Source organism: Mesorhizobium sp. B2-3-4, assembly GCF_006442315.1.
Lineage (GTDB): Bacteria > Pseudomonadota > Alphaproteobacteria > Rhizobiales > Rhizobiaceae > Mesorhizobium.
This window is the reverse complement of sequence record NZ_VFVY01000018.1, coordinates 1-13,370: the sequence shown is the minus strand read 5'-3', so window position 1 is coordinate 13,370 and position 13,370 is coordinate 1. Positions and strand designations below refer to the sequence as shown.

The following is a 13,370-nucleotide window of genomic DNA, read 5'->3' as shown; positions in this document are numbered from 1 at the left end:
AGGTTCTTGGCGCTCCATACCATGGTATACCATAAGATGATACAGCTTAGACGCCCGAGGAATCCATGCAGCCCGTCATTCGCAAGATCGTCACCTACACCGAGAACACGCTGATCGAAGGCGGCAAGGCAGCGCCCCGCCCGCTGCGGCTGATCGGAGTCGCGGCGGTGCTGACCAATCCATGGGCTGGACGTGGCTTCACCGAAGATCTGTCGCCCGGGATCCGCGCCTGCGCGCCCGTGCTGGGGGAAACACTGACCCGTGAAATCATCGCCATCGCCGGTTCGGGCGAGACGATCGAAGGTTACGGCAAGGCCGCCATCTGCGGCACGTCGGGCGAGATCGAACACGCTTCGGCGCTGATACACACGCTGCATTTCGGCAACCATTATCGTCGCGCGGTCGCCGCCAAGACCTATCTTGCCTTCACCAATCTGCGCGGCGGCCCCAACACGCCGATCGTGATCCCGCTGATGGACAAGAATGACGAGGGTCGGCGTTCGCACTACCTGACCGTGCATTTCCAGATCGGCGACGCGCCGGCGCCCGACGAACTGGTCGTGGCGCTTGGCGCTTCGATCGGTGGCCGGCCGCATCATCGTATCGGCGACCGCTACCAGGACCTCAAGGAAGTGGGCGATCTGCATGGCTGAAATTCCCGCAGCGGCCTGGGCGAGACAAGGCACCGCCCCCGATGGTACCGGCTTCATCAGGGCCGGCTCGGGGGCGCCGGTGCTGTTCATCCACGGCGTCGGCATGAATGCCGCGATCTGGCAGCCGCAGATCGAACGGATGTCCGGCAATTGGGATGTGATCGCGATCGACATGCTCGGCCATGGCCAATCGCCGCTGCCGCCGCCTGAGCCGGAGTTGGCGGACTACGCCGAGCAGGCCATTCGCCTGCTCGATCATCTCGGTCTCGACACGGTGTCGGTCGTCGGCCACTCGATGGGCGCGCTCGTCGCCCAGGAGCTGGCGTTGCGAGCACCCCGGCGTGTGCGCGGCATCGTTTCGCTGAATGCCGTCTTCCGGCGCCCTCCCGGCCTGGCCGATGCGGTGCGCGGGCGCGCGGCCGCCCTCACCGGCCGGGGCGACGTTGCCGGCAACGCGCAGACCATCGCCCGCTGGTTCGGAGAACCTGTGCCCGCCGAACTTCAACCGGCGGCGGGCAAGACCGCATCCGCGCTGAACGCTGTCGATCCGGAAGGTTACGCCCGCACCTATCGCCTGTTCGCGCGTGCCGATGGCGATCACGCCGAGCGCCTGCAAACGCTTGCCGCGCCGGCCTTGTTCATCACCGGATCCGAGGACAGGAACTCCTCGCCCGCAATGTCGGCCGCCATGGCGCGTCTCGCGCCGCATGGCCGCTGCACCGTGCTTGCCGGCGAACGGCACATGATGGCGGTGGCGGCACCCGACCTCGCCACGCGCCATATCGTCGACTTTCTCGAAGCGGTCGAGCAAGGGGACGCAACGGCGACCTCCGGTTTCGACAGCGGCGAGTTCCGCCGCGCGCTGGGCTCCTTTCTCACCGGCGTCACCATCGTCACCACGATCGGTCCCGAAGGCGAGCCGCGCGGCTTCACCGCCAATTCCTTCACCTCGGTGTCGCTCGATCCGCCTCTGGTACTCGTCTGCATCGCGCACAAGGCCTTGGGCCATCCTGTCTTCGCCACCTCGAAGAGCTTCGCCATCAATATCCTCAACGAGGACCAGAAGGCGGCGTCCGGCATCTTCGCCTCGAAAGCCGCCGACAAATTCGTCGCCGTGGCCTGGCGTCCAGGACAGACGGGCAGCCCGTTGCTGGACGGCTCGGTCGCGTCCTTCGACTGCGACATGGAACGGCTGGTCGACGCCGGCGATCATTCCATCCTCATCGGCCGCGTCCGCGATTTCGACCACAACTCCTCGCAGCCTCTCGGCTACTGCCGCGGCGCCTATATCGCGCCCGGCCTCAGCCAGGAGGCGCTCGCCGCCGCCCAGCCCGGCACCGACGTCGGCGCCATCCTCGAAAATGGCGGCCGGATCCTGTTCCTGGAAACGGCCGACGGCTTCGAACTGCCGCGCGGCCGGGGACTGGGCTCGGCCGGCGATGGCAAAAGCCTCCGTGGCCTGCTTGCCGCCAGATCCATCGAGGCCCAGCTCGGCTTCCTCTTCGCGGTCTGGGACGACGCCGGCAATTCGTCGCGCACGCATGTCTATTATCGCGGCACGTTCGATGTGCCTGCCTCCAGCGATCGCGGCATCCGGCTGGTCGACATCGACGCGATCGGCGACCTGAAGATCGCCGATCCGGCAATCCGCTCCATGCTTGCCCGCTATGTCAGGGAATGCACACAGGATGCCTTCGGCGTCTATGTCGGCAATGAGGTCGAGGGCGAGGTCCGGCCGCTTGCCGGAACCGCGGCTGCCAATGCCTTCAACACAGGTGACCAGGGATGAAGTTCTCGCTCTTCGTGCATATGGAACGCTCGGATCTCGCCAAGCCGCATTCCGAGCTCGTCGGCGAGCTCGAGGACCTCGTCCTGCTGGCTGAACAGGCCGGCTTCGAGACCGCCTGGATCGGCGAGCATCACGGCATGGAATTCACCATCTCGCCGAACCCGTTCATCAACATCGCCTATCTCGCCGCCAAGACCAGCCGCATCCGTCTCGGCACCGGAACCGTGATCGCGCCCTTCTGGCATCCGATCAAGCTGGCCGGCGAAGCGGCGATGGCCGACGTCATCAGCGGCGGCCGCCTCGACATCGGCATCGCTCGCGGCGCCTACAGCTACGAATACCAGCGCGTCTTCCCGGGGCTCGACGCCTGGGGCGCCGGCCAGCGCATGCGCGAGATGGTGCCGGCGATCCGTGGCCTGTGGGATGGCGATTTCGAGCTTTCCGGCGAATTCTGGTCCTTCCCGCCGACCACCTCCTCGCCCAAGCCGCTGCAAAAACCCTATCCGCCGATCTGGGTGGCGGCGCGCGACCCGAACTCGCATGACTTTGCCGTCGCCAATCATTGCAAGGTCCAGGTGACTCCGCTGGCTTCCGGCGATGAAGAGGTGACCAGCCTGATGCAGCGCTTCAACACCGCCTGCGCCGCGCATCCCGAGATCGAGCGGCCGGAGATCATGCTTTTGATGCACACATTCGTCGCCGAGGATGCGGCCGATGCCGATCGGCTCACCCGGGATCTGTCGACGTTCTACTGTCAGTTCGGCGCCTGGTTCCAGAACAAGAAGCCGGTACATCAGGGCATGTTGGAAGCGCTCACGGCCGACGAGATCGCCGCGATGCCGCAATACGCGCCGGACAAGATCCGCCAGAATCTGGTGATCGGCGAAGCCGACGAGGTGATTGCCCGGCTGAAGGCCTATGAGGCGCTCGGCTACGACCAGTATTCGATCTGGATCGACAGCGGGCTCCCGCACGAACGCAAGAAGAAGTCGCTGCAACTGTTCATCGACCGGGTGATGCCGGCCTTCCTCTGATCGCGAGCCCAAACGCCGAGCCATGACCGACGCTCTTTTCAGGAACTTCATCGACGGCCGTTTCGACGAGCCGTCCGCGACCTTCGACAGCATCGACCCGTCGACAGGCGCGCCATGGGCCAAGATGCCGGCGGCAAGCGAGGCCGATGTCGACCGTGCCGTCGAGGCGGCGCAGCGCGCGCTGAACTCCGGCCCGTGGCGCACGATGACCGCCACCGCGCGCGGCAAGCTGCTGGTCAAGCTCGGCGACCTCGTCATAGCCAATGCTCCGCGCCTGGCAGAACTGGAGACCCGCGATACCGGCAAGATCATCCGCGAGACCCGCGCCCAGATCGCCTATGTCGGCGACTACTACCGCTATTATGGCGGGCTCGCCGACAAACACGAAGGCGCCCATGTGCCGATCGACAAGCCGGACCTCGACGTCACCATCCGTCGCGAGCCGATCGGCGTCGTTGCCGCCGTCGTGCCATGGAATTCGCAGCTCTTCCTCTCCGCCGTCAAACTCGGCCCGGCACTCGCCGCCGGCTGCACCGTTGTGCTCAAGGCCTCCGAGGATGGCCCGGCGCCGCTGCTTGCCTTTGCCGAACTCGTCCATGAGGCCGGCTTTCCCGCCGGCACCGTCAACATCCTCACCGGCTTCGGCCAGGATTGCGGTCGGCGCCTGACCAGCCATCCCCTGGTGTCGCGCGTCGCCTTCACCGGCGGCCCGTCGACGGCGCGCGCCATCGTCAGGAACACGGCGGAGAACCTTGCCTATACGACGCTGGAACTCGGCGGCAAAAGCCCGGTCGTCGTCTTCGCCGACGCCGATCTCGACAGCGCCGCCAATGCGGTCGTCGCCGGTATCTTCGCCGCGACCGGCCAGAGCTGCGTCGCCGGCTCGCGGTTGCTGGTCGAGCGTTCGGTGAAGGACGAATTCCTCGACCGGCTGAGGCGCAAGGCCGAAGCGATACGCATCGGCGATCCGCAGGACGCAGCCACCGAAATGGGTCCGCTCGCCACGCAGCGTCAGCGCGACTGGATCGAGAAGGTGGTAGCCGAAAGCCTGGCCAAGGGCGGCAGGCTGGTCACCGGCGGCGCGCGTCTCGGTGGCCCCGGCTTCTACTACACGCCGACCATCATCGACGCAGGCAGCGCCGACCTGCCCTGTGTGCGTGAAGAACTGTTCGGCCCGGTGCTCAGCGTGCTCGCCTTCGATACCGAGGCGCAGGCGCTGACGCTCGCCAACGACACGCCTTTCGGCCTGGCGTCCGGCGTCTTCACCTCCAATCTCGGCAAGGCGCACCGCATGGCGCGCGACATCCATGCCGGCGTGGTCTGGGTCAACACCTACCGCGCCGTATCGCCGCTCGTTCCCTTCGGCGGCTACGGACTGTCAGGCCTCGGCCGCGAGGGCGGGCTTGACGCCATCAGAGACTACACGCGCTCGAAATCCGTCTGGATCAAGATCTCGGACGAGCCGATCCCCGATCCCTTCGTCATGCGCTGAGGAGCGCATGACGAAGGTGCACTGAGAAAAACAAGAACGGACCAACAGAGGAGAATGACATGAAACTGATTTTGACCGGCATTCTGGCCGGGCTTCTGGCGGCAAGCGCCGCGCATGCCGATGAAATGGCGTTTACCAGTTGGGGCGGCACCACGCAGGAAGCGCAGACCAAGTCCTGGGCAGCGCCCTTCGAAGCCAGCTCCGGCATCAAGGTGCTGCAGGACGGGCCGACCGACTACGGCAAGCTCAAGGCCATGGTCGACGCCAAGAACGTCACCTGGGATGTCGTCGACGTCGAGATGGATTTCGCCATCAAGGCCGCCAAGGATGGCCTGCTGGAACCGATCGACTTCACGGTCGTGCCCAAGGCCGATCTCGACCCGCGCTTCAGCAACGACCACGCGGTCGGCAGCTTCTACTATTCCTTCGTGCTCGCCTGGAACAAGGGCTCCGTTTCCGGCGAACCCGCGAGCTGGGCCGACATGTTCGACACCAAGAAATATCCCGGCAAGCGGACCTTCTACAAATGGTCGGCGCCGGGCGTGATCGAGATCGCGCTGCTCGCTGACGGGGTGCCGGCCGACAAGCTCTATCCGCTCGATCTCGACCGCGCCTTCAAGAAGCTCGACACGATCAAGTCCGATATCGTCTGGTGGGGCGGCGGCGCTGAATCGCAGCAGCTGATCGCATCCGGCGAGGCGGCGTTCGGCCAGCTCTGGAACGGCCGGGTCTTCGCCCTGCAGCAGGACGGCACCGATGTCGGCGTTTCCTGGAACCAGAACCTCACCGCCGCCGACGTGCTCGTCGTGCCGAAGGGCGCCAAGAACAAGGACAGCGCCATGAAATTCCTGGCCGCAGCCACCAGCCCGACCGGCCAGGCGAAATTCGCCGAGGCGAGCGGCTACGCACCGATCAACGTCAAGGCCAAGGCCGAGATGCCAGCCGAAGTGGTCAAGGGCCTGCCCGACGCCCATGTCGACGGCCAGATCAATCTCGACATGAACTACTGGGCCGAGCATCGCGACGAGATCGCGACGCGCTGGTACGCTTGGCAGACCAAGTAGCCTCAGAACCGGCGGGGCGCGCAACCGCGCCCCGCTCGGACAACGGGAACCGGCCGATGCATGGAAACTCTCTCAGACGCGGCTCGATCGCCGGCCTGCCGGCCGGCAGCGGCGGCGCCTTGCCGGCCCTGGTTCTGGTCGGCCTGTTCTTCGTCGTGCCGGTCGTCGCCCTTTTGCTGCGCTCCGTCACCGACCCCGAGCCTGGCCTGCAGAATTATGCCGCCCTGTTCGGCAGCGGCACCTATGTGCGGGTCTTCCTGAACACCTTCCTGGTTGCCGCCGTCGTCACCGCCGTCACCATCGTGGTGGCGTTTCCCGTCGCCTGGATGCTGGCGATCATGCCGCCGGCCTTCGGCTCCATCGTCTTCGGCATCATCATCCTGTCGATGTGGACCAACCTCCTCACCCGCACCTATGCCTGGATGGTGCTCTTGCAACGCACCGGGGTGATCAACAGGACGCTGATGGGGATGGGCATCACCCAGGAGCCCCTGCCGCTGATCAACAATCTCACCGGCGTCACCATCGGCATGGTCTACATCATGCTGCCCTTCATGATCCTGCCGCTGGTCGGCACGCTGCGCGCCATCGACCCGATGACGTTGCGTGCCGCCGCCCTTTGCGGGGCAACCCCTTTCCAGGCCTTCCGCCGCATCCTGTTGCCGCTGTCGCTGCCCGGCATCGCCGCCGGCGGGCTGATGGTCTTCGTCATGTCGCTCGGTTATTTCGTGACACCGGCGCTGCTCGGCGGCACGTCCAACATGATGCTCGCCGAAATGATCGCCCAGACGGTGCAGTCTCTGCTCAACTGGGGGCTGGGCAGTGCCGCCGCCTTCGTGCTGCTCGTCGTCACCATGGCGCTCTACGTGCTCCAGCTTCGCCTGGTCGGTGGCAAGCGCCCCGCCGGAGGGCTCTGACATGCTGCTCGACTATAACAGGCTCGGATGGCTGCGCGTGGCGCTTGCCGGCTTCACCATGCTGGTCGCGGCCTTCCTGCTGCTGCCGGTGGTCTTCATCGTGCTCCTGTCCTTCGGCTCCTCGCGCTGGCTGGCCTTTCCGCCGCCGGGCTGGACGCTGAAATGGTACCAGCAATTGTTTGCCGATCCGGCCTGGATCGACGCCGCGCTGACCAGTGCCAAGATCGCCGCCATGTCGGCAATCCTCGCCGTCGTCATCGGCCTGTTCGCCTCCTTCGCCCTGGTCCGCGGTGAGTTTCGCGGACGCCAGGTTCTGCGCGGATTGCTGCTGACGCCGATGGTGCTGCCGGTCGTGGTTTTCGCCATCGCCGCCTACGCTTTCTTCCTGCGCATCGGCCTGGCCGGCACCACGGTCGGCTTCGTCATCGCGCACACCGTCCTGGCGCTGCCCTTTGCCATCATCCCAATCACCGCGGCGCTCGAGGGCTTCGACAAATCCATCGAGGACGCGGCGATCGTTTGCGGCGCGAGCCCTTTGCAGGCGCGGCTCAGGATCACGCTGCCGTCGATCCGGATCGGCATCTTCTCGGCCGCGATCTTCTCCTTCCTCGCCTCCTGGGACGAGGTTGTGGTGGCGATCTTCATGGCAAGCCCGACACTGCAGACCTTGCCGGTGAAGATCTGGGGCAGCCTGCGCGCCGATTTGAGCCCGGTCGTCGCCGCCGCTTCCAGCCTGCTCGTCGGCCTGACCCTGTGCCTGATGATCGTGACCGCACTCCTTCGCAGAAAACTATCCAGATGACCAAGCCATTCCTGTCCATACGCGCGGTGAGAAAGACGTTCGGCGCCTTCGTCGCCGTCCACGACGTCACCATCGATGTGCCCAAGGGCGAGTTCCTCACCTTCCTCGGGCCATCGGGCTCCGGCAAGTCGACCACGCTCTACGCCATCGCCGGCTTCCAGGACCCGAGTTCCGGCGACGTGCTGCTGGAAGACAAATCGCTTTTGTCGGTGCCGTCGCACAAGCGCAATATCGGCATGGTCTTCCAGCGTTACACGCTGTTTCCGCATCTGAGCGTCGCCGAGAACGTCGCCTTTCCGCTGCGCGTGCGCCACCGGCCGGACGCCGAGGTGAAGCGCAAGGTCGCCGACATGCTGTCGCTGGTGCGCCTCGAAAACTTCGCCGACCGCTTCCCCGGCGCGCTGTCGGGCGGCCAGCAGCAACGCGTGGCGCTGGCTCGGGCGCTCGCCTACGATCCGCCGATCCTCTTGATGGACGAGCCGCTGTCGGCGCTCGACAAGAAGCTGCGCCAGGAAATCCAGGCCGAAATCCGTCGCATCCACCGCGAGACCGGCGTCACCATCCTCTATGTAACCCACGATCAGGAGGAGGCGCTGCATCTGTCCGACCGTATCGCCCTGTTCAAGGAAGGGCGCATCGAACAGATCGGCACCGGCGAGGACCTTTATGTCCGGCCGGCCAGCGAGTTCGTTGCCGGTTTCATCGGCAACTCGAATTTCCTCCCAGCCGAGCATCTGGAAACCGCCGCTGGCGCAGCGACCGTGCGCCTGGCTGACGGCTCTATCGTCACCGGTTTGACGGCGGCGGAACCGTTCAGCAAGGGCCAGAAGGTAAGGCTGATGGTGCGTCCGGAAGCGTTGAGCCTTACCCCCGGACCGGCGAGCGCCGCCCTTGCCGTCGACATCGTCGACACCGCTTTCTTCGGCGACCGCCGCCGCGTCGTGGCGCGCACGCCCGGCGGCGACGAGATCGACGTCAGGCCGACCTCGGATACGATAGATCCCGCCGGCGCGACTGCCGGCTCGGGTCAACGCATCTTTTTCGATCCCGCCGCGGCGTTCCTGTTTCCAGCCTGAGGACTGGATGACGAGCGGCCGCCCTGCGGCGCTCGATCAATAACCGACGGTGAAACGCTGCCGGACATGCGCCGGCTTCTCGATCTCGTCGACCATCACGATGGCATAGTCCTCGAAGGAGATGCTGCTGCCCTTGTCCGAGGCGATGAGTGTGTCCTTGCCGAGACGGAATTTGCCGGTGCGCTCACCTGGAACGAACATCGCCGACGGCGAAAGGAAGGTCCAGTCGAGATCGCTGACGGTCTTCAGCTTGTCGAGGAAGTCGCCGCCCTTCTGCGCCTCGGCCTTGTAAATGGCCGGGAATTCCGGCGTGTCGACCAGCCGCTTGCCGGGCGCAACTTCAAGGCTGCCGGCGCCGCCGACGACGAGGTAGCGCTTCACGCCGGCAGCGCGTACTGCCGCGATCAGCGTCTCGGGGTCGCTGTCGAGGAAATGCACCGCGCTGATCACCACGTCATGGCCGCGGATCAGGTCGGCAAGGCCTTGCCTGTCGAAGGCATCGCCCTTCCTGGCGGTCACGCCGGGCAGCGCCGCGATCTTTTCCGGGCTGCGGGCAATGCCGGTGACCGTGTGGCCGCGATCGGAAAGTTCCTTGAGCAGACGCGAACCGACGGCGCCCGAGGCGCCAATGAGAGCAACTTTAGCCATGTCTTCTTCCGTTTCCTGTTGGGGGCTATGGGAGGTGGGGATCAGGCCGCCGCGATATGGGCGACGAGATTGTCGAAGCTGCCGAACAGCGCGTTCGACCCGATAAGCCGGGGCGCATCGTTGCGGATCACCGCCAGCGCAGGCACGCCATTGGCATGGAGGCGCTGGAACAGCGCACGGCCTCGACCGACCAGCTCGCGGTGAGCCGTCATCAGCCCTTCCGTCGGCGCCTTCAGCATTGTCGCGACATGCGTCATGCCGCTGTCGGCAAGCACCGCGGCCACCCCTTCGACGGTTACGATATCGCGGCCATCGACATAGCGCGCCCGCTGGATGGCCTTCAGCGCGGCAAGCCGGTCGTTGGGGTCTTCCAGGCTGGCGGCGCTGATGGCGAGCGTGGCGGCATGCGAATCCAGAAGCGTGCCCCGAACATCGAGGACGTTGCGCCGATAGGCCTGCGTGAAGGGCTGGCCGGTCAGGCGCTCGATGCGCTGGTCGTTGGCCCAGGCGTGGGCGGCAAACCCTTCATCCATCGGCCGCGCGCCGGTGCCGGAAAACAGGCCGGTCGGCAACAGTTCGACATGCACGCCGCTAGCCGACAATTTCTCCAGCATCGGGGTGGCGCCATAGCACCAGCCGCAGAGCGGATCGAAAAGATAGGTCACGTCAGAACTGCTCATGATGGCCACTGTCCCTTGGCGCGGTGTGCCCGCGAATATGTCGGGTGGTATGTGGCAGTCGACGAACTTGCGATAAATAGCTTCCAATAATACAAACTGTCTGATCAGATCAGACAAAGGCGATCACCTTGACCGACCTGTTGAATCTCAATCGGCTCGTCTACTTCACGACAGTGATGGAGACCGGCTCCTTCACATCGGCGGCCGACCGGCTTGGCGTCGCCAAGGCCGTGGTTAGCCATCAGGTCGGCAAACTCGAGGAGGAGTTGGGAGCGACACTCATGCGGCGCACGACGCGGCGCGTCACATCTACCGAAGAAGGACGCCTCTTCTACGACCGTGCGATGATCATCCTGCGCGAGGCCGAGGCGGCTTATGGCGAAATCTCGCGCGGGGCCGTCGAGCCGACGGGAATGCTTCGGCTGACCGCGCCGCTCGACTACGGCACCAAGATGGTTGCGCCGGTCATCGCCGCCTATCTCAGGACCTATCCGCACATGCGCGTCGAGGCGATTTTCGACGATGCTGTGAGCAATCTGGTCGACGAACAGATCGACCTCGGCATTCGCGTCGGCTGGCTCACCGATTCCTCCAACCAGGCGCGGCGCCTCGGCACGATACGCCAGATCGTGGTGGCGAGCCCGGCCTTCGCCGCCAGCCTGCCGCGCGACGTAGATCCTGGCCAGGCGCGATCGCTGGCCTGGGTCGGCAACGCGCAGCTTCGCGGCATCGGCCAATGGCTGTTTTCCAAAAATGGGGACAAGGTGCTGACCGAGCTCAATCCGGTCGTCACATGCGACAAGAGCCCGGCCGCGCATGCCTGCGTGCTTGCCGGCATAGGACTGGGCGTGTTTCCCGATTACAGCGTCAGCGACGACATCGCCGAGGGACGGCTGGTGCCGGTCTTTGCCGACTGGGCCTTGCCCACCGGCGGTATCCATGCCGTCTTTCCGCCGGCAAGGTTCCGGCCGGCCAAGGTGCGCGTTTTCGTTGAGCTGCTGGCGGCGGCCGAGAAGAGACGATCGCGCAGCCTCGAAACGGCGTAGGCGGGCTGTCCTGGTGAAACAGGCGCTGAGTCACCCCGCACGCGAGAGCTTTGCGGCAATACCATCGAGGATCAGGTTCAATCCCGCTGCAAAACCCTGATCTTGCAATGTGCTCCCATTGAGCCTCCGGCTCTCCTCAAACAGCCCGATCGTCCGCGGATAAGCGCCGGAACTTACGATGGAAGCGATATACGCCTCCTGATCGGCCCGCCACTGCTCCGCCGACAGGCCAGACGCCTCGATGGCAATGTCGTCGGCGATCTCGGAAGCGACGAAGCCGCGCACGTAGGAGATCAACGTATCTATGAGGACGAGCCGTTCTCTCGCCGAGAGGCCATGCTCTTCCAGCAGCCCCAGTGTCGATTCCAGTCTCTTCAGCCGGTTCGGCCCCAGTGTCGGGCGACCGGCCAGCGCCGTTACCATCCATCGGTGAGCAAGGAAGGTTTCCCGCGTGGCCGCGGCGATCGTGCCGAGATCAGCGCGCCAGTCACCGGACGGGCTGAAATCTCCCGAGCCCAACGCGCCGTCGACCATCAAATTGAGCAAATCATCCTTGCGGGCGAAGTAGCGATAAAGGGAGCTGGTGCCGCTGCCGATCGCCGTGGCGATGCGGCGCATCGAAACGGCGTCAATCCCCTCGCGATCAGCGATTTCGATTGCCACGCGGGCAATCCCCTGGCGGTCATGCGAAGGCTGCGGTCCCCGCGCTCCCCTGGCCGATCGCATCCAGATCACCGACGGCGCCACGTTGTCCCCTGCCATGTGCTTCCTATTGCGAACATCGTTCTCATATTCTACAAAGCCAATACCGCGAACACTGTATCTGAGTTGATACGTCCAACCAATCGGGCTGACTGCCGGAATGCAGGATTGCCGACCCGCCTGGAGCATCCCTTTTGAATGTCGTGAAAGCGAAAAACTACTCGACCGGGTCCGTGACGTCCCGCGACGGCACCGTGATCGGCTATCGGCGCATGGGCAGCGGTCCAGGCCTCATCCTTCTTCATGGCGGCATGCAGGCCGCCCAGAACCTGATGAAGCTCGCGGCTGCTCTTTCAGATGCCTTTGCCGTCTATGTCCCTGATCGACGCGGGCGCGGGCTGAGCAGACCCTTCGGCGACAATCATGGGGTGGAGAAAGAGGTACAGGACCTTGAAGCGCTGATGGCCGGCACCGGGGCCAGGGACGTCTTCGGCCTCAGCGCCGGCGCGCTGATCGCGCTGCGTGCGACGCTGGAACTGGCCACCCTGCGCAAGGTGGCGCTCTATGAACCGCCACTCGCAATCGACGGTGCGCCGTCACCAATGGCATGGGTACCGCGCTACGAAAAAGAACTCGCAAAGGGTGATCTCGCCGCCGCCATGGTGTCCTGCATGCGCGGCACGGGCGATCCCTCGATCATCAGGATGCCGCGCTTCGTCCTCGTCCCGCTGATGCGGCTGGCCATCAGGACCGACGCGGCAAGCGAGGCAAGAAGCGAGGCAAGAGATGACGTGCCGCTGGATGTCCTGATCCGCTCCGTTCACTTCGATGCACGCCTGGCGGCGCAGATGGAAGGCACCGTCGAAAACTTCAAAGCCGTCGGAGCCGAAATATTGCTGATCGGAGGTGACCGCAGCACGGCCTATCTGCGCGCAGCCCTGAATGCCCTCGCCGGCATATTGCCCAATGCGACACGTATCGAATTGCCTGGCCTCGGCCATATCGCGGCGGACGATGCCGGCCAGCCCGAGCGTGTTGCCGGCGTCCTGCGGCCGTTCTTCTCAGGCGATGTGCCTTTCAGGGCGTGACTGTGGCTTTGCGTGTCACGAAATGGCGAGACAGGACCCCCCTGGTCCGCCTGCATCAGAACGTTAGTTCAGACTTACAAAGGACTTCAACGCGACCCGCGGGCCCTCAGGCTGACGGCCACGGCCGGTATTCTGGCTGGGCTGCTTGTCGGCTTTGGATGCGGGTTAGGATCGGTCGCCCAGTAGGATGCGATACAAATACGCCCGCACGAGGCGGGCGCATTTGTATGCGGTTGCCGGGACAGGATTGCGTTTGTCCCTGGCGTGGGAAGGTGGTTTTGCAGGTTTTGGTTGGCTTGAATCGTTGATTGACTGGGATTTTGACACAAAAACGCCCGCGCGAGGCGGGCGTATTTGTATTTGGTTGCGGGGACAGGAT

The 13,370-nt window shown here is 64.9% G+C and carries 13 protein-coding genes; 10 read left to right on the top strand and 3 right to left on the bottom strand.

The genetic code is table 11. From position 1 onward, the window contains the following. The first annotated feature begins 65 nt into the window (after window positions 1-65). Genes FJ967_RS23845 through FJ967_RS23810 form a run of 8 tightly spaced genes read left to right on the top strand, consistent with a single transcriptional unit; the run spans window position 66 to window position 8,827 of the window. Complete coding sequence (locus FJ967_RS23845) at window positions 66-653, top strand: amino acid synthesis family protein (RefSeq protein ID WP_140734363.1); 588 nt, start codon at window positions 66-68, stop codon at window positions 651-653. Continuing rightward, on the top strand, window positions 646-2,442 hold the full coding sequence (locus FJ967_RS23840) for an alpha/beta fold hydrolase (protein ID WP_140734361.1): 1,797 nt from the start codon (window positions 646-648) through the stop codon (window positions 2,440-2,442). The genes FJ967_RS23845 and FJ967_RS23840 overlap by 8 nt, the downstream gene beginning before the upstream one ends. Beyond that, complete coding sequence (locus FJ967_RS23835) at window positions 2,439-3,476, top strand: LLM class flavin-dependent oxidoreductase (RefSeq protein WP_140734359.1); 1,038 nt, start codon at window positions 2,439-2,441, stop codon at window positions 3,474-3,476. The genes FJ967_RS23840 and FJ967_RS23835 overlap by 4 nt, the downstream gene beginning before the upstream one ends. A gap of 22 nt (window positions 3,477-3,498) precedes the next feature. Further along, window positions 3,499-4,968, top strand: coding sequence for an aldehyde dehydrogenase (locus tag FJ967_RS23830; RefSeq protein ID WP_140734357.1), 1,470 nt, complete (start codon window positions 3,499-3,501; stop codon window positions 4,966-4,968). Between the two features lie 59 nt (window positions 4,969-5,027). Then, window positions 5,028-6,032, top strand: coding sequence for an ABC transporter substrate-binding protein (locus tag FJ967_RS23825; RefSeq protein ID WP_140734355.1), 1,005 nt, complete (start codon window positions 5,028-5,030; stop codon window positions 6,030-6,032). Between the two features lie 56 nt (window positions 6,033-6,088). Continuing rightward, window positions 6,089-6,949, top strand: a complete 861-nt coding sequence (locus tag FJ967_RS23820) for an ABC transporter permease (RefSeq protein ID WP_140734352.1) — start codon at window positions 6,089-6,091, stop codon at window positions 6,947-6,949. A 1-nt stretch (window position 6,950) separates the two neighbouring features. Then, window positions 6,951-7,751, top strand: a complete 801-nt coding sequence (locus tag FJ967_RS23815; RefSeq protein WP_140734351.1) for an ABC transporter permease — start codon at window positions 6,951-6,953, stop codon at window positions 7,749-7,751. Further along, on the top strand, window positions 7,748-8,827 hold the full coding sequence (locus FJ967_RS23810) for an ABC transporter ATP-binding protein (protein ID WP_140734349.1): 1,080 nt from the start codon (window positions 7,748-7,750) through the stop codon (window positions 8,825-8,827). Before FJ967_RS23815 ends, FJ967_RS23810 begins: the two co-directional genes overlap by 4 nt. A 36-nt stretch (window positions 8,828-8,863) precedes the next feature. On the opposite strand, the gene FJ967_RS23805 is transcribed toward FJ967_RS23810, so the two are convergent. Both FJ967_RS23805 and FJ967_RS23800 read right to left on the bottom strand, forming a co-directional pair. Then, window positions 8,864-9,475, bottom strand: coding sequence for an NAD(P)-dependent oxidoreductase (locus tag FJ967_RS23805; RefSeq protein WP_140734346.1), 612 nt, complete (start codon window positions 9,473-9,475; stop codon window positions 8,864-8,866). Window positions 9,476-9,516: 41 nt separating this feature from the next. After that, window positions 9,517-10,155, bottom strand: a complete 639-nt coding sequence (locus FJ967_RS23800; protein WP_140734344.1) for a DsbA family protein — start codon at window positions 10,153-10,155, stop codon at window positions 9,517-9,519. A gap of 128 nt (window positions 10,156-10,283) precedes the next feature. On the opposite strand from FJ967_RS23800, the gene FJ967_RS23795 reads away from it, so the two are divergent. Next, a complete protein-coding gene (locus tag FJ967_RS23795) occupies window positions 10,284-11,201 on the top strand; it encodes a LysR family transcriptional regulator (protein ID WP_140734342.1) in 918 nt (305 codons plus the stop codon). Window positions 11,202-11,231: 30 nt separating this feature from the next. Here FJ967_RS23795 and FJ967_RS23790 read toward each other — a convergent pair whose 3' ends face one another. Continuing rightward, a complete protein-coding gene (locus FJ967_RS23790) occupies window positions 11,232-11,864 on the bottom strand; it encodes a TetR/AcrR family transcriptional regulator (RefSeq protein ID WP_181176125.1) in 633 nt (210 codons plus the stop codon). A 242-nt stretch (window positions 11,865-12,106) separates the two neighbouring features. Here FJ967_RS23790 and FJ967_RS23785 point away from each other — a divergent pair, with 242 nt between their 5' ends. Next, window positions 12,107-12,991 (top strand): alpha/beta hydrolase, encoded by an 885-nt coding sequence (locus tag FJ967_RS23785; RefSeq protein WP_246675372.1) that lies wholly within the window; start codon window positions 12,107-12,109, stop codon window positions 12,989-12,991. Window positions 12,992-13,370: the final 379 nt, after the last annotated feature.